12 protein-coding genes and 2 CRISPR repeat arrays are annotated in these 15,502 nt (G+C 42.0%); of the genes, 5 read left to right on the plus strand and 7 right to left on the minus strand.

The genetic code is table 11. The features are described from left to right. The first annotated feature begins 3 nt into the window (after nucleotides 1–3). A CRISPR array of direct repeats spans nucleotides 4–321; the repeat unit is 35 nt; unit sequence CTTTCGACTTATTCGTAAGTCAAATTAATGGAAAC. A gap of 284 nt (nucleotides 322–605) precedes the next feature. From PN499_RS16695 to PN499_RS16705, 3 genes are all read left to right on the plus strand, one after another. Continuing rightward, nucleotides 606–950 carry a hypothetical protein gene (locus PN499_RS16695; RefSeq protein ID WP_272033226.1) on the plus strand — a complete coding sequence of 115 codons (345 nt, stop codon included), beginning with the start codon at nucleotides 606–608 and terminating at the stop codon, nucleotides 948–950. Continuing rightward, nucleotides 947–1,159: a hypothetical protein gene (locus PN499_RS16700; RefSeq protein WP_272033227.1), complete on the plus strand. Its 213-nt coding sequence runs from the start codon at nucleotides 947–949 to the stop codon at nucleotides 1,157–1,159. Before PN499_RS16695 ends, PN499_RS16700 begins: the two co-directional genes overlap by 4 nt. 335 nt (nucleotides 1,160–1,494) lie before the next feature. Continuing rightward, the gene (locus PN499_RS16705; protein WP_272033228.1) at nucleotides 1,495–1,740 is read left to right on the plus strand and encodes a hypothetical protein; all 246 of its coding nucleotides are present in this window, start codon (nucleotides 1,495–1,497) and stop codon (nucleotides 1,738–1,740) included. Nucleotides 1,741–1,787: 47 nt separating this feature from the next. Here PN499_RS16705 and PN499_RS16710 read toward each other — a convergent pair whose 3' ends face one another. From PN499_RS16710 to PN499_RS16735, 6 genes are read right to left on the minus strand one after another with little or no spacing between them, the layout of a single operon-like run. Next, nucleotides 1,788–3,605, minus strand: a complete 1,818-nt coding sequence (locus tag PN499_RS16710) for a hypothetical protein (RefSeq protein WP_272033229.1) — start codon at nucleotides 3,603–3,605, stop codon at nucleotides 1,788–1,790. 7 nt (nucleotides 3,606–3,612) lie between these two features. Further along, the gene (locus tag PN499_RS16715; RefSeq protein WP_272033230.1) at nucleotides 3,613–5,466 is read right to left on the minus strand and encodes an RAMP superfamily CRISPR-associated protein; all 1,854 of its coding nucleotides are present in this window, start codon (nucleotides 5,464–5,466) and stop codon (nucleotides 3,613–3,615) included. Beyond that, entirely contained in the window at nucleotides 5,456–5,941 is a 486-nt protein-coding gene (locus tag PN499_RS16720) for a hypothetical protein (RefSeq protein ID WP_272033231.1), read from the minus strand. The genes PN499_RS16715 and PN499_RS16720 overlap by 11 nt, the downstream gene beginning before the upstream one ends. Beyond that, the gene (gene cmr4 / locus PN499_RS16725) at nucleotides 5,941–6,831 is read right to left on the minus strand and encodes a type III-B CRISPR module RAMP protein Cmr4 (RefSeq protein ID WP_272033232.1); all 891 of its coding nucleotides are present in this window, start codon (nucleotides 6,829–6,831) and stop codon (nucleotides 5,941–5,943) included. The genes PN499_RS16720 and cmr4 overlap by 1 nt, the downstream gene beginning before the upstream one ends. Nucleotides 6,832–6,845: 14 nt before the next feature. After that, on the minus strand, nucleotides 6,846–7,865 hold the full coding sequence (locus PN499_RS16730; protein ID WP_272033233.1) for a CRISPR-associated protein: 1,020 nt from the start codon (nucleotides 7,863–7,865) through the stop codon (nucleotides 6,846–6,848). After that, nucleotides 7,858–9,528 (minus strand): Cas10/Cmr2 second palm domain-containing protein, encoded by a 1,671-nt coding sequence (locus PN499_RS16735; protein ID WP_272033234.1) that lies wholly within the window; start codon nucleotides 9,526–9,528, stop codon nucleotides 7,858–7,860. The genes PN499_RS16730 and PN499_RS16735 overlap by 8 nt, the downstream gene beginning before the upstream one ends. A 309-nt stretch (nucleotides 9,529–9,837) precedes the next feature. On the opposite strand from PN499_RS16735, the gene PN499_RS16740 reads away from it, so the two are divergent. Beyond that, nucleotides 9,838–11,751 (plus strand): CHAT domain-containing tetratricopeptide repeat protein, encoded by a 1,914-nt coding sequence (locus tag PN499_RS16740; RefSeq protein ID WP_272033235.1) that lies wholly within the window; start codon nucleotides 9,838–9,840, stop codon nucleotides 11,749–11,751. Between the two features lie 64 nt (nucleotides 11,752–11,815). On the opposite strand, the gene PN499_RS16745 is transcribed toward PN499_RS16740, so the two are convergent. Next, on the minus strand, nucleotides 11,816–14,134 hold the full coding sequence (locus tag PN499_RS16745; protein WP_272033236.1) for a WYL domain-containing protein: 2,319 nt from the start codon (nucleotides 14,132–14,134) through the stop codon (nucleotides 11,816–11,818). 408 nt (nucleotides 14,135–14,542) lie between these two features. Between PN499_RS16745 and PN499_RS16750 the strand changes: the two genes are divergently transcribed. Then, entirely contained in the window at nucleotides 14,543–14,707 is a 165-nt protein-coding gene (locus tag PN499_RS16750; RefSeq protein ID WP_272033237.1) for a hypothetical protein, read from the plus strand. Nucleotides 14,708–14,843: 136 nt separating this feature from the next. Beyond that, nucleotides 14,844–15,480: a CRISPR direct-repeat array (repeat unit 37 nt; unit sequence GTTTCCATTAATTTGACTTCTTTGAAGTCTAAGAAAG). Nucleotides 15,481–15,502: the final 22 nt, after the last annotated feature.

The raw sequence follows: 15,502 nt of genomic DNA on the forward strand, positions 1-15,502 counted from the left end.
AAACTTTCGACTTATTCGTAAGTCAAATTAATGGAAACAATTTTTGTCTGGCTTTGCGTATGATTGAAGAATCTTTCGACTTATTCGTAAGTCAAATTAATGGAAACCGTTGAGCAGGAACTGCCCAGGCAGAAACAGCAATGCTTTCGACTTATTCGTAAGTCAAATTAATGGAAACTTGGTGCTCCGGGATTTGCAGCAGGTGCGCCAAAACTTTCGACTTATTCGTAAGTCAAATTAATGGAAACAATCCAGAAACTTTTGTAAACCTATAGCAGATTCAAATCTTTCGACTTATTCGTAAGTCAAATTAATGGAAACTGGTAGTAACGATTAATTCGCCAACCTTTTTCGCCAGCTTCTCGACTTCTTTGAAGTCAAATTAATGGAAACATTGAGTACCCGGCCTTGACTGCTTCTGGGCTAAACTTCTCGACTTCTTTGAAGTCAAATTAATGGAAACTTGAACCTCTTATAACGTCAACGTTTATCGGTTCAATTTTCCAATTTTTCAGAATAAGTGATTTAAATACTTAGCCGCTTAAAATTTTTGGGAAATTAATGATATTATCGGCAATAACACTCTAATAGACTGATAAATAATCATGGCTTTGTTACCAGATGAAACCATTATCATCGTCCAGAATTTACAGCGAGATATCTTAGAACGCTTACACGCTGTAACAGCCACAGAATTTTCGATTCAAGAGCTATTTGGCGAGATCAGTGAAATGCTCGACTACTTCGAGCAGCTTCAAAATGCCAAAGAGAGACTCTACACTTACTACAGGCGGTTTTACATTACCTTGCAGCAAATTTATGAAGCACAGCCCCTTGCTTCTCGTGATATGCTAATATTATTGACCCGATATATTGATGAGGCAGAAGCTACTGCTGCTTCCACAGAAGCTACAGTTCAAGAAATTAGGAGGGACATAAACTTACCATGAACAACGCACCCAAAATTCCCGATCCAGAAACCAGAGCGCGGCATATTGCTAAACTAAAAGAATTGTGTGAACGTTGGGATAAGCATATTGCTGACTTAGATACACTTAGCGATCGCTTAGAAGAAGAATATCAAAAAAGCCCTCTAGCAGAATTACACAGGAGAACCACGGAGCGCAGGGAAGCACAGCAGAAGGAATTAAGGTGTTAATACAGCAGTTCGGGACATACCACTAGGAAGCGATCTGGCTTTGTGTGGCGCTCGCCTTTTGAGTGAGGTTGCGGCGTTTCAGAGCGAGTTTAGCTCGTTTGATGCCTTCAGAGAAAGCAGTGAGCGATCGCTTAGCTATTAAAGTTTATAAAGGTTGGTTTTAAGTTGACAGTAGTCAGATTTATTGTCAAGGCTCTTGACATGAACTCTAAGATTACAGTTATAATACAAAGAGCGAGGCGGAGGCGATCGCAGGGTTAGTAAAAAGGCAGTCCAAGCGAAGATTATGTCCCTCTGGTGGGTTTCCATTCAGAGGATCGCGAGGAGAAAACTGCATGAACTTCCCCAAAGTCCCCCAGCCCATCGTCATCAAGGTGATCGCGATCAGCCTGTGCGGTCTAGTCGCGGTGTCGATTCCTCATCCTTTCGTGAGCGCCTGCGCTCAAGTCACCATGATGGAGATCGTCACCGTTAGTAACCTGCGGGGGTTGTGCGACAGCCTCAAAAAAACTCGCCGCCGCTGCTTCCTACGAAAATTAGGCAAGCAAAAGCAAATAAGAACTGATAAAAATAAGAAATAAGACTTCAAACCCCGGTTAATTGAATTAACTGGGGTTTGAATTTTTTATTAGGGAGTGCGATCGCTTTCCTCAACTTGTTTGTCCAAGGAATTAGCTAAATCCTCTAGTTGTGTTTGCAATGGTATGTATCCTAGACATTGGTCATTCCACCCAAATTGCTCTAAAGCTTTCTGAAACGGCGTTTTGACATACTCGGAATAAACATCAATAACATCTTTAACGCTCAAAGAGTTTCCCTTTTTTTCGGATTTCTCAAAAGTCTCTTGAGCCGGAGGGACATTACTTTTGATCTTAGGATCATTGAGATTACCCACTGGAGGGACATTACTTTTGATTTTAGGGCGATTGGGATTACCCACTGGTTGAATATTACTTTGGATTTCAGGCTCATCTGGATTGCCTAAAAGATATCTAATGACATCTAATTTTTTAACTCCCAGCAAATTATGTAAATTCTGATTCCGCCGATCTAGCTCACGGGTTCTAAAATGTGTACAAGACCACTTCATCAGAGGCCATTCCTTAAAATTATTTTCTAGGTGCAATAACCACTCACGCAAACGACTATCATTTGGGATAAAACACTTATACTCTTTGTTGCATGAAATTGCTTTGGAATCAGGAAATTTGAGTTCATTGGATAATGTTTGTGAATTTTCAGCAGTAGAAACTCCTTTTTTTATTAAATCATTTTTGGATAGCAGATATAACCCCTGGTGATCCCATTTGACTAATTGGCAAACTGGAAAACCATCTATGACTTTGTTCTCCTGTTGTAGTTTATAGATAATGGCAGCCTTTAAGAAAGTTTCTTGTGCGGCTGCTAGCACATTAACTCCGGGCAAGTAGTTTTCACTTTCAAAGAACTTTTCTGCTAAATCTAGCGCTTGGCGAACTCGTTTAATAGCGCGAATGGGGTCAAATTCTGATTGAGAAGGATCGGCTTGTTTGAAGTTAAACAAATTAACCAAATTATTTAATTTTGAAATAACTGTTTCACCTTCTGAAGTAACAATTTTTTTAATTCCATAGATTCCCTTCAGTAATTCCAAAGCTGCTCCGGGAAGCCCACTAATAATTAATTTTTTAGCCCTCTCAATTTGCAATCCCCGCCAGTAGTTTGAACTGTCAATAACTTGGTGAGAGGAAACTGGCTTATCGTCTTGGGAAGATTGATTGCTAACCAAGAATTTAACTGTTTTGAACTTGCTGATCGTTAAAAATTGAAGGGCTGAAGAAATGGCAGGCGTTCCAGCTTGGTGGCTGACGTATACAGTTTCTTCCTCTCGATTAATTAGAAGTTCGGATAAGGCTTTCTCTAAAGTTTTGCCAACTTCTTTGAGCATTACCTCCCAATTGTCTACCCCTGGTGTTACAGTTGGTTTTTCAGTGTTTCCCGGTTGAGGTTTGATATAATCAAATCTTGGTAGAATGCCTAAGTTTTTTTTAAAGTAGCGCTTCAAAATTTCTTGGAGTTCGACTGTATCCTGCCAAAAAGGGCAATAAGGATATTCTTTTTGATCTTCGGTAAAAATGTGAGTTTGATCTGTTAGCAGCACAATAACCTGAGTCGGTCGTTCGCTTGATTCCGGTGGAAACTCTTTAATGAAAGTATCCAGTAGAGGAAATGCTAAGTCATTACCGTATTCATCTAAGCACTCGGTTCGATAAACTAACCCCAGAGCTCTAGCAGGTGCAGGATACAATTCTGTAGCTTCATCTTCTGTAGGCGGTTTCTTCAGATTGGCACAATACTCCAAAATTGCTTTTTTCTCTCCATCAACTAATTTATATAAACTAGACCAATGGTTGTTATTTGTAAGCTGCACGTCGCTGTTACCTATCGTCACAATCCAAATAGACATAATTACCTCACCAAAGTCGTTGAAAATCTGTTTCTTTGTCCAAAAAAGTTAAAAACTTGCTCGTTTCGTCGGAACCATCGGTTTGAGTTTTACCAGGAAAAATAGTAAGAAACTCTACATAATTTCTTGTGGATTGTATCTGCCCCTTGTCATCTACATTGTATTGGGGGTACATTCGATGCCAAATTCTTCCTGTTTGATTAAGTTTTCCGGTTAAATCAGACTTGTAAATCGAATCATTACCCTGATAGCCACCGTGAAACCAGTGAATTGCTTGGCTTTCCAGATTTGGGCTAATGCGTCCCCACACCTGCACGCCATATTGGTTCTTTTTGTAAAGATGCCATGCTTCGCGCCAGTCTTTAGCTACAAGCCCGCTCAATGTTATTCCCTGAGAAGAAACCCAAGACTTTATGTAGCTGCGAACGTTATTAATAAATTGATTAACATCTTTTTTTAAATCATTGATAGGAAGGTAAAAAGATTCTGACTCGCTTGCAAACTCCCAATGACAACCAATCGGAGGTTTATGGTTGGTATAGTCCCCATAAAACTGACAATGGTCAATTCTACGCCAAGACTTGCCAAACCCCCCTAAAAGCATAGCAAATTGAACGATCGCAGTTGCCAATTTTTTTAATTGTTGCGGGTGTTCTTCTGCTATCTGAGGGTGGCTCAACAAAATTTGCAGCACGCCCTGAACACTTTGATACACGGGCGTATATCGAGACTTTGGCTCATGTTTATCGCCCGGTTCTTTCTTTGGTTTGTACTCGTGCAGTTTGATCGCATTTTCTAAGTCACCCTTAAAGCGAACTTTCAATAATCCCTCAATAGCATTATTTCTGCGATCGTCGCAAGCGGCTAATTGTCCATTGTAATTATCTCGAAATCCCCCCCATAATATCTTAGCTAAATATTTTGCTGTCGCGTCATCAATCATTCCCCCTAACAATCGCAGAGTATGTCCCCGCAAACTGGCTTTAAACATATTGGGGCGAAATTCTGGTGTTTCCGTTTTATCTTCTGGTCGTTCTCTTTTTAGCAGAGTGGAAGCTAATCCCGATCCTTTTAGAGTGACGTGCAGCAATTCATTTGAGTTACAACCATCAAAGTAACCGTATCCTGCACTAACTCGGCTGCCCAAACCGGAAGAAAGTGCTTTTTCCCAAATTTTCCAAATTTCATCCCATTTCTGATCGTTTGGTTGCAAACTAGCACTAGAAATTCCAAAGCTTAAATTGACGCGATACAGAGAGATTTGAACATTGGCATTTGTAGTCTCATCAGCAATAACTTGCTTGCTTTCCTGAGAGTGTACTGGATCGACGAGGCAATTTGTCCACGATGTATCGACGGGATAAGCGCCGTGAAAACGCAGGATACCAGGTTTCGTTTTCTTTTCGCCATTTTCGATGACTTCGCCACCGCAGTATTCCAACGCTTGTGCTTCAGAGCACGCTTGTCTGAATGCGCCCTTCATGCTTGACCCTGGATAGTAGGGGTAGCCCTTAGCTCCTATTATTGGGCGAATGATGCTGCCATCTTGTCCGCTGTCGCAAACTAAACGCCAACTGATGCGATACTCTTCAGTCTTCACTCCATCCCCAAATTTGGGAGGAATTGCAAGGAAGTTGGGTTTTGAGTTCAAGTCAACGGCAGGTTTTGTCGGACGTTCAAACGTCTGTTGGTCGATTGTTAGTTGCCGAATAGGAACCTTTTTAAGTAGTGGTTTGGGATAGGGTTTTGTCCATTCGTCTTTCCAATCGTAAGCTTGATGACGCTCTTTCGATGTAAGCTGAAGTTGGCAGCGTCCTTCTGTTTGAGCTTGAAACATTAATGGAATTTCTTCATAATTCATGATCTTGCACCTCGCGAGCGCCTTCTGATTCTTTCTTATCGCCTTCTGACTCTTTCTCATCGCGTTCCGACTTTTTCTTGTAGCGTTGTGTCCACCACACTAAACTGTCGCACAGTTGAATGAGAACTGCTAGAGTAAACTGTCGGTCATCGCGAGGAAATTCCTCGTCATTCCACAGTTTTTTTGCCATTGCGAGAATCTGATCGGTTTCTTCGAGATTGACAGAATCATTGGGAACTGTGACTCCGCCTTTTTTCATAATCTTGACTAATGCACCCCAAGTAGCCTTCCAGTATTCGCCCGCATCGCGCGTTTTTTCTTTTCCCAACAATCGCAAGTGTTCGCCCCAAAAACGCTCCAATCCATAGGCGGCTGTTTGGCGCATCTTGTGAGATTCATTGAGAACTTCTTGATCTCGATAGTCGAGTACGAGCTTTTGAGCAACTATATCTAAATTGTAGGATTTTAAAGCCATCAGTCTAACCCCTTAATTGTCATGTAACAGTGACCAAATCCAACTGATTCTAACCCGCCCAAGTAAATATCGCCTTTCATGTTGTTATTGAGAGGTTTCCAGTCTAGTTTATCCTTCTTCCCCATATCCCTATCTTTAATGCCAATTGGAAACACCATTACCGTTCCTTCTGGTAGCGCTTCTACATTAAAAAAAGCGCGATCGTCTACAACTTTTTGGTCTTTTTTCAAAGCAACTCGGCTCTGGCGGTATAGCGCCATATCGTGAATCAGTGCCATCTCTTTATCTTTGACAACAACTGCGGGTAGTTGCTTGCTGTTGTCCGATGTAAACATGGTATCGAGAGGAAACCAATGTGATAAATCTTGCTGAGGTTTTTCGATTGTTAAAAATCCAAAATTAAAGAATAAGACTTCTTTAGAATTCGTTTTGGTTTCTCTACCTTTCAAGTCTTGAGAACCTGTGTAAGGTTTGGGGATATCAATGTCCTTGAGATACTTATTATCGTTCACTTTGACCAAATCTCCCATAATTCGCTGATAGCGCATCAGCAATCGCGGACAGCTTACCCAGACAATCGGTTGACCAGGACAGAAAACAGGTATCCATACAATAGAAGCGTGTTCGATTTTAATACGCGACTCAAATTCTATGTCCTTATTGCGTTCGGCTCCACGACCGTACCAATCTTCTGCGAGTATTTTACCTGCTTCTCCAGACAGATAGACTTCCGATCGCAGCCGGCCACGAATCGAGCTTCCCGGTATGATACCAGTTTGAGTAAACTGATCTCTAAAAATTAGATTTAGGTTTCCTGTTTCTTCCCCTGCTGTTGCTCCTACATGAAGGGGAGCAAGCGTTTCAATAATTCCGTAACCTTTTCGATACATTATTTTACTCCTTTTTAATCAGTTAAACCAGGAATCGAAATCGGCAAACACAGCCCTCCGCCGACGTGCTTCAGGAATCCCTTTTGGGGAAACCATTCTTTGGGCCATTCCCACCAACACTTGTTCAGCGGACTCTCTAAAACGTAAACGCTACCTGCGGGTACGGCATAGCGTCCTCGTCCAAGTTGACCGCCTGCACTATATCGATAAGGAACAGGTTTATCTGTGAGCATTTGTATTGGTTTAGGAAAGTCTAGGTGGTTGGCATGGTAGGGAGAACGATAGGAAAGTTGATTCGATCCCCACACCCCCGGAACGATTAAAGCAAAAGCTTTTTGAATTGGTTTTTGCAACAGTTCGGCCATTTTTCCTTTAAGATCAATACAATTAATTTCAACTAAATGACTCTCGCCTCCAAAACGATACCATCCTGGCTCGAGTGGATAAGTGGAAAGGTAAACTAAACAGACTTCTGGATCGACCTGCACGGCATTTTCTAAAAACAACCCGCCTTTCTGTAGAACGCTACGTTCTGTTTCTTTCATGTGCGGATGTAAGATAGGGGCGTACTTCCAAGCATTCTTTTTTGAAGAATACCTACCATCTTCATTGTATGCAGAAAAAACTCTTTTTGGCTTATTCCACATAGAAAGTTGTTGCCAGCTATAACTTGGTTCTAAATCAGAATTATTTCTCTCCCATATTAGCCGATTGTTTTGAGATTCTAATCTCCATTCATCCCATTCTTTTTCCCCAATAACTAAACTCCAAGGAATGGGAACGTAAATATCATTAATATCATTTTGATTGCTTTGTTCTGCCCAAAACGGTCCTGCTACAAATAACTCTTCTTTCAGCTTTGTTTTGACGCTGGCATTGCCGTGATGAGTGCTAAAAAAGAGTCCTACCATTGTTGCTGCTTCTGGGGGAAACTTAGCCCCCGAACGACCGACGAGATTTTCTGGAGACAGAAACCCTCCAGCACTGCCGTACATCATCCCTAACGGTTTCACTAAAATCTGGTATTTAAACATCGATTGTCTCCGTTGGTACTAGCAGGGAATTAGATGTAGTTTCAGATAAATGCCATCCAACATTAATTAAGCTGTCAATCCACCGAATTAATTCTTTTTGTACTTTTGTCTCGTCAGGCATAGCGTATCTGAAAATCTCACTCCGGTTACTTTCAATTATTGTTTTGTATGTAGGGAAGTAAATGTCCAAGAATTCCAATGCCCCCTCGAAGAAATCTGTAATCGGGGTGTCGTCAAGTTCCTCCAAATCATCCCTGCCAAAGCCAAACGCATGACGAGCTTTTAGCTGTGCCAAATCTCCATAAACGTGGCTCCAGTTTTTTCCTCCGTCGAGGTCTTTGTAGTCCTCTAACATCTTTAGGTATTCCCAGGGCGTTGTCCATTCCACAAACTGACCGTTGTTGAAGAGAATGCGAATGGTAATGCGATCGCGCCCTAGCTGCTTCGATCGCTGTTGTGTTTCCCGACAGTGTTGCAGCACATCTCTTTGGGGAACTGCACCTCCTACCCACACTAACCCCACGCTGAGGGTAACGGATTCGCCCACCAACGGATCTAATTGGGGTTTTAAATCCATCCAGCTTTGATGAATTCGCGTCAGTTGACTTAGAGCATCAATGCCCCTGGTTTGTCGAACTGTGCGATCGTAAATAATGCCTAAAAAATCATCGCCTCCTGCATATACAATCCGCCCCACATCAGGAGGTAAATTGTCTTCCAATGTTAATCCCCAATTCCGAATGATTTGACTAAAATCTTGGATCGCCGTCTCTCCCGATTGTTGCATCGCCCGTTGAAGGTGATTGCCCATATGATCGCCATCTCCCATAAACCAACCCGTCCAATACAATTGGGTATCAGTTTTGCGAATGATATCTCTGAAGCGATGGGGGGGAGTGATACCAATCAGTCGGGCGACACTAGAATGCGTGACCAATCGTTTAACAAGTTCGGGAACGCTCAGTCGTTCGTTGGCATCGATAAATCTTCCTTCTGCTTCATGGTTTTCTATCTCGCTTGCCCACTGAGATTTATGAAGATCGAACATTGTCGCCAGAATCTCGTAAAATCTTTCTATCTCCTGTGTTACTGAGGTAGGAAAACAATTTCTTAAGTCGATACGCCCACCTTCTAAACCTGGATATGCGATCCCATCCGAGCCACTGATGCTGGAACTCTCCCCAATCCAGTTAATTGCCGTCCACTGTCGAGATAACTTCCGATTTTCCAAATTTTTTCTGGCTTCCTCTGGAGTTTTCCCTTGTCCCCAAAATAATTCCCAGGTGTAATTTTTCCACTTACCCCATGCAGATTCCCAGGTAAAAGAAAACTGCTTTGATTCCTGGGAACAATAAAACTCATTGACGTTCCTTTCTAACCAAGTCCGACATTGCTCTAGCACCAGCCCCCACGCCTCAATCAGAGCCTTATGGGCCGCCTCTTCTGAAAAACTGCCACGCAATAAAATTCGGTTGGGCATTCCTTTCGTGTTCTGCGGAAACCCCGGCGAAATCACTTCTGTTCCCTGTGCCTGTGCTGCTTTGATAAGTTTGCTGCTTAGGTAAGATAAAATTAACGAGGCTCCGTATAAATCTCGCAGCTTGCGCGATTTTTCAATAAATCCCTGGATAGGAGCAAAGGTTATAAAAACATATTCTTCCATAATTTCTCACTATTCCTTTTTGCTTTTAAGCTAATTGACTACATAATGGTGTTGATTTTTAATTTCTAGCTATATATTTTCAGTAAGTGACCCAAAAGTTTGACAGTGTAGCATTCGGTTTAAACTCTCCACTCTTGCTAGTTTCCACCTATCTGTCTGTGGCGAGCCTCTATTTTTACGCAAAAGCCGAGTAAATTTATAAAACTTTACATCTTTCTGGCTAGTCCTTTCCCAGAAGCGCAGTTTAGAGTTAAACTGAATCTAGGCAAAGTCAGCATTGCACAGCCATCGTAACTCTAACATGAATAGATGAGTCTTCTCGCCAATGCGATCGCCAGCCGCCCCCAACTTTGTACTCAGCAAGGCTTGCTACATCCTATGGCGAAAGTAGTTGTCCTAACATTCGACGGCGACTTGCAAACACTAGGGTTTCAAGTCAACTTGGAAATTGCGCGAGAAGGTGGCGATGCTCACATCGAAATGACGGGCAATTTACCACCCTTTCCCGAACTAGCCACTTACTTGCAGCACCACTGGCTAGAAATCTACCGCAATTTGAAACCAGAACCTCGCATCAAGCCTAAAGTAATTGCACACAACGGTTCCGTTAACCATTCACTTAAAGAATGCCAAGAGTCAGGGGAAAAACTGCGATCGCACTTGGATCGATGGCTACAATCAAATCAATTCCGTCATATAGATGCGCGGCTGCGAGAAGAATTAAACCGAGACGAAGAAGTGAGGCTATTGATTCGCACAGAAGATAGCTGTTTGCAGAAACTTCCCTGGCACTTATGGGATTTTGTGAAGCGTTACTCTAATATAGAAATTGCCCTCAGCCCCCGTGAGTATAAAAAACCCGAAAGCTTTCTCTCCCTTTCTAGCAAAAACAAAGTCAAAATCTTGGCAATTTTCGGCAATAACCAAGGAATTGATATTGAAAAAGACAGGCAGTTATTAGAAAAGTTGCCCCAGGCAGAAATTACCTTTCTCGTCGAACCCAAACATCAGGAAATTAACGAGCAATTATGGGAGCAAAACTGGGACATTATCTTTTTTGCCGGACACAGCGAGACAATTGAGAATAGAGGTCATATTTACATTAATTCAACCGACAGCTTAACCTTAGATGAATTGTGGTATGGATTGCGGAAAGCAGTAGAAAAAGGGTTACAGCTAGCCATTTTTAATTCTTGCGATGGATTGGGATTAGCTCAAAGGCTAGACGACATAGAAATCCCTCAAATGATCGTGATGCGAGAATTAGTACCCGATAAAGTAGCGCAAAAGTTTTTGCAAGATTTCCTCACTAATTTTGCAAGTGGTAAATCTCTCTATAGTTCTTGTAGAGAAGCGCGAGAGCGGTTACAGGGGTGGGAGAGTGAATATCCCTGTGCTAGTTGGCTGCCCATCATCTGTCAAAACCCCGCTGCTGTGCCACCAACTTGGAATGATTTGCTAGGAAAAGTAAACCAGCCACCCCTTCAGGAACTAGAGTTAGGTTTATCAGCTAAAGGTTTAAACTTTTGGCAACGATTAAATCAATTTACTCCCCAATTAAGTGCAACTGCTTTGCTATTAGGAACTGGATTGGCGGGCTGGCTATTTGTAGTACCTAAGTTAGCTAAAGCTATTAATAATATGGGGTATAGTTATTACCGCGATGGCAAGTTAATGGAAGCGCAACAGGCTTTGAAGTTAGCTGTTTTTCTCGACCCTAATAACCGAGTAGCACCCTACACTTTGGGGTGGATTTGCGAACAAGTAGGAGAATTTCCGTGCGCTCGTACATACTATCAAAAGTCAGCAAAACTTGGCTTAGCAGCAGCTTATAGCCAGTTGGCTCACCTTGCTATTCAACAGGAACGGGATTATGACCAAGCTGTAAAATTAGCTTGGACCGGTTTGGATTTAGTTAAAGACAACCGCACTAAATATTCTTTGGTTAAAAACTTGGCGTGGGCGCGACTGATGCAAGAACGCTATGTAGACGCATTAGAACAAATTGAAGTCGCAGTGGCTTTAGACAGTCGCGTTGCTTCAGCTTACTGCTTGAAAGCACAGGTTTTAGAAGGGTTGGGGGACAGGAAAGGGGCGCAAGTTCAGTGGCAAAGTTGTATTGATTTAGCTAAAAAGCAGGAACTAGATCATGATATTTGGGTTGGTATGGCTAGACAGCGGTTAAATTCTTCTAGTATTGCCCGTTCTGTCGTGGTGAAATAGTTTTATACTAAAGCTACTTAAATTTCACTCCTTTTGTGTTCATTCATATTATAATCAGTTTTCTTCAGCTTTGGTAATTATTGGCGATCGCTTTCACCTCTTGCAAGAGCGCTTCTACCAACACAGTAGGCTTAACCACTTTAACCTGGGGGCCTAAACCAAGAATCCAGCGCTTGAGGTCAATGTCCTTCAATGACCAATAGGGCAACTTAACGCGGAAGCAGTTGGGAAATTGGGGATCTGGGGTTTGCTTAAGTGTAAATAGAGACTTGTCCTTGTCAGCTTCTCCGCCTTCCCCTTCAAAGCGACGAGACATCTTCATCTGGCTGCGGGGAAACCGTTGACTTCCTTCGCTGACAAATCTGAAGATGCTATCGTTCATCCACAACTCTACAGTAACTTCAACTGATTTTCGCTCTTTGGAATCGCCACTTAGAAATTTTCTTTGGTCTTCGGCGCTATCTCCTAAATAAATTCCAGCACTTGCTTTGTATAAGCGAATCAGGCGGTCTAAAAACTCTCTTTGAGAGTTGGAACGCTCTGGATTTTGAGAGTCTATGGAACGCTCTATATCTGAAGGATTTTCTAAAGATAGACGATCTAGCCGCTCAAAGCGCAACAAACCGTCACTCTTCCCACCTTTTATTTCATAACCTAGATACCAAGCTATGTTGTGAAAAATAATTTGAAGCGGATAAGCTGTAAAGTTTTCCGTATGCTCTGCTGTAAATCGACCGCGACCTGGAAAAATTGATAGTTCTAGCAGTTGTCCTTGCACTATAGCTTGTTCCAGGTCATCCAGTTGTCTAACTAAAGCGGATTGAGGTAAACTCTCAGGATTGACAATACCATGATTGCCGATGACTCGTGTGGGATAGATTTGATCGAATCCTAGCAGTCTGCTCGCCTCTATCCGCTCTTGAAAAATTTGTAGCATCTCTACCGCTACTGGATCGTTCATGTGGATTTGTTGAGATTGCAACAGTTCGTAAAGCTTCTTCAACTCTCCTTCGGTAAAGATGGCAGTGCCAACAAAATATCCTCTTTTCATGCAAAACTCTGGTAAAATTTTGTAAGGTTTTAAAACTTTCTCAATATCTCGTCGGATGCTGCTGATGGAGTAATATACATCAAAGTCAGCTTTACTTTTGGGTTTAGGCGTAAGTTCTTCCTGTGTCTGACATTGAACTTTAGATTTTTCTTCAGAATTTACCTCGATTTGAAAGGGCGAACGGGCAATATAACGAATGATTTTTAGCAATCGTTGAAAGGGTTCTAAGTTTGAATAGCTATGCCAAGCTTGGTGCTGAGTTCTAAGGATATCAGTTTTTGCACGATCGCTAATACCACGCTTTTCATTGCTTACATTCCTCACTCTTGAATTTTCTTGTGTGTCTAACCAAACTAAATTAGCTTTAATCGCTAAGGGATTTCCCGCTCTTAAAATTCCATTTGCTTCTAACCAAGCCAAATCAGCTTCAATCGCTATGGGATTGCTATAAACATTTCCTTTCTTTAAACTGATGATACTGCAAATTTCATCAATGGTGTTATCAACTTGAGGCATTGAACCCAATATTTCTTCTAAGTATTGTGGTTTAGTTTTGTGTAAACTGCCAATTCCGGGATACTGGAGGATGATAGCAATCAAGTGCATGAGCCGTTCAAAGTCCAATAAGCAGGAATATGGGTGTAGCTCATAGTTGGCAGTACGGCTGTGATGCGCTTTGATGCTTGAATTAATTGATTTAATGTAGGCTTGAAGTGGTTGGAAGTCGCACGGCTTATCCGCTAGATTAATATTACTAACGGCAACAAAACCTTCTGCTGGGTCGGGAGGAAAAGTTTTGAGACAATTTGCCATCTCAACAATAATTGGTTTAGGAACCCGCCGTTCGCGTTCTTCGTTCCACTCTAGGCAAATTTCTAAGGGAGTTGTCAGATGCCATCCCATCCACGCTTGCTCTTCGGAAATGGCAGCTTTCACCTTTTCTAGCCAATTGAGCCGCCAAGCGCGTTTGGCATTGGTGGCATCGTAAATCACTAATTTACCAGTGGCGATCGCCCGTTGCGTGGAGGAGATGGTAATAGCTTCGACTTGACTCCAGTTTCCTTGAATGCTCTCATCTCCAAACAATTCCTTGCGGATGCTATCGGTGGAAACGATGACATAGCGCTCGTCTAATTGAGCGATCTGGCGAGCCAAAGTTGATTTGCCACTGCCAGGTGGCCCGATTAGGAAGTGGTTGAGGTTCTGAACTGCCATTAGTAAGGGTTGTGGAAACCAAGAGTATACGTGAGTTGGGAGAGCGCGATCGTACTTGCTGTCGTCTAATCTATTTTTCCGAGCCAAGCCGCTTTTACCAAGGTGTTCAGCTTCCACAAGGTGCGATTTTTAAGATGTGCGATCGCTCGCTGACTAGGCTATGAACTGTATTCTATCCCTAATTTATTTTTATCTGCTCAGATTATACTATTGACGAAGAGATTTCCTTTGTAGTCGCAAAGAGTGAAGCTACAATCAGAACATAGCGGATGCAAAGGATGCAAATAATAATAAAACGTAGCAGATAAACGGTAAATGGCATTCAAACAAAGAGCGAGTTTCCTTTCACGAAAAAAGCTTGGAAAAAGCCAACTATGACCTACAACCACCGTACCGTTCTCACTGCTAATTCTCAAGAACAATTCTTGCAACTTCACCCATAGCTGTTAATCAGCACAATCGCGCCAGCAATGCTTAATGCTTGCTTTTCTCCCCTAGTTTGGTTCATTCGGGAGAAACGAGCTAATGAAAGCCTTCACTGCAAGCCTTGCGTTCGTTATGCTGTGCGTAGTAGTCCTAGAGCCAACAATGATTGCCTCCACCTCCAGCGAGCAACTGCGCTTGGTTCTGGCAGCCGCCACAGATACTTGCAAAGATGAACATGGAGATCATCCTTGTTCGCCACAGTGATTGCGATTACTTAAGAGGATGCCACACTCTGGCACGAAGCAGTAATAATAGGTGGTATCCTGCTACCACCAGTTGGGTTAAGTTTGAGCTTAACCCAATTTTATTTTGTACTTTAGATTCAGATAAAATTATTACAGTTTCTATTAATTTGACTTCTTTGAAGTCTAAGAAAGATGGCTGCGCCCTGGGATTTGCCAGATGAAAGCTACGTTTCCATTAATTTGACTTCTTTGAAGTCTAAGAAAGTATAAGTTTGCTTGGCGGGTTGATACCCCAACCAAATATCGTTTCCATTAATTTGACTTCTTTGAAGTCTAAGAAAGGCTGAATTGGTAAGCTGCGATCGCATAGAGGTGGAAAAGGTTTCCATTAATTTGACTTCTTTGAAGTCTAAGAAAGAAAGATGGCTACCCTGAATTGCCCCACTTTGTTGAAATCGTGTTTCCATTAATTTGACTTCTTTGAAGTCTAAGAAAGCTGCACTTTGTGAAAGTTAATTACAATCGTGCTGCGTTGTTTCCATTAATTTGACTTCTTTGAAGTCTAAGAAAGAAGTTGTTTTCTAAGGCGATGGGAATGAGTCTATTTGAGTTTCCATTAATTTGACTTCTTTGAAGTCTAAGAAAGCATCGATCCCTCGTATCTTGCAAGATTTTCGGAGATGTTTCCATTAATTTGACTTCTTTGAAGTCTAAGAAAGGATAACTAATGCTTTGTGGATAGCTGGAGGTCTAGGGTTTCCATTAATTTGACTTCTTTGAAGTCTAAGAAAGAAGTTGTTTTCTAAGGCGATGG

The organism is Kamptonema animale CS-326, assembly GCF_028330895.1.
GTDB lineage: Bacteria > Cyanobacteriota > Cyanobacteriia > Cyanobacteriales > Microcoleaceae > Kamptonema > Kamptonema formosum.

Bases quoted from the DNA above. Each gene is read 5' to 3' on its own strand.
- PN499_RS16695 (WP_272033226.1), top strand. From the start codon at position 606: ATGGCTTTGTTACCAGATGAAACCATTATCATCGTCCAGAATTTACAG.
- PN499_RS16700 (WP_272033227.1), top strand. From the start codon at position 947: ATGAACAACGCACCCAAAATTCCCGATCCAGAAACCAGAGCGCGGCAT.
- PN499_RS16705 (WP_272033228.1), top strand. From the start codon at position 1,495: ATGAACTTCCCCAAAGTCCCCCAGCCCATCGTCATCAAGGTGATCGCG.
- PN499_RS16710 (WP_272033229.1), bottom strand. From the start codon at position 3,605: ATGTCTATTTGGATTGTGACGATAGGTAACAGCGACGTGCAGCTTACA.
- PN499_RS16715 (WP_272033230.1), bottom strand. From the start codon at position 5,466: ATGAATTATGAAGAAATTCCATTAATGTTTCAAGCTCAAACAGAAGGA.
- PN499_RS16720 (WP_272033231.1), bottom strand. From the start codon at position 5,941: ATGGCTTTAAAATCCTACAATTTAGATATAGTTGCTCAAAAGCTCGTA.
- cmr4 (WP_272033232.1), bottom strand. From the start codon at position 6,831: ATGTATCGAAAAGGTTACGGAATTATTGAAACGCTTGCTCCCCTTCAT.
- PN499_RS16730 (WP_272033233.1), bottom strand. From the start codon at position 7,865: ATGTTTAAATACCAGATTTTAGTGAAACCGTTAGGGATGATGTACGGC.
- PN499_RS16735 (WP_272033234.1), bottom strand. From the start codon at position 9,528: ATGGAAGAATATGTTTTTATAACCTTTGCTCCTATCCAGGGATTTATT.
- PN499_RS16740 (WP_272033235.1), top strand. From the start codon at position 9,838: ATGAGTCTTCTCGCCAATGCGATCGCCAGCCGCCCCCAACTTTGTACT.
- PN499_RS16750 (WP_272033237.1), top strand. From the start codon at position 14,543: ATGAAAGCCTTCACTGCAAGCCTTGCGTTCGTTATGCTGTGCGTAGTA.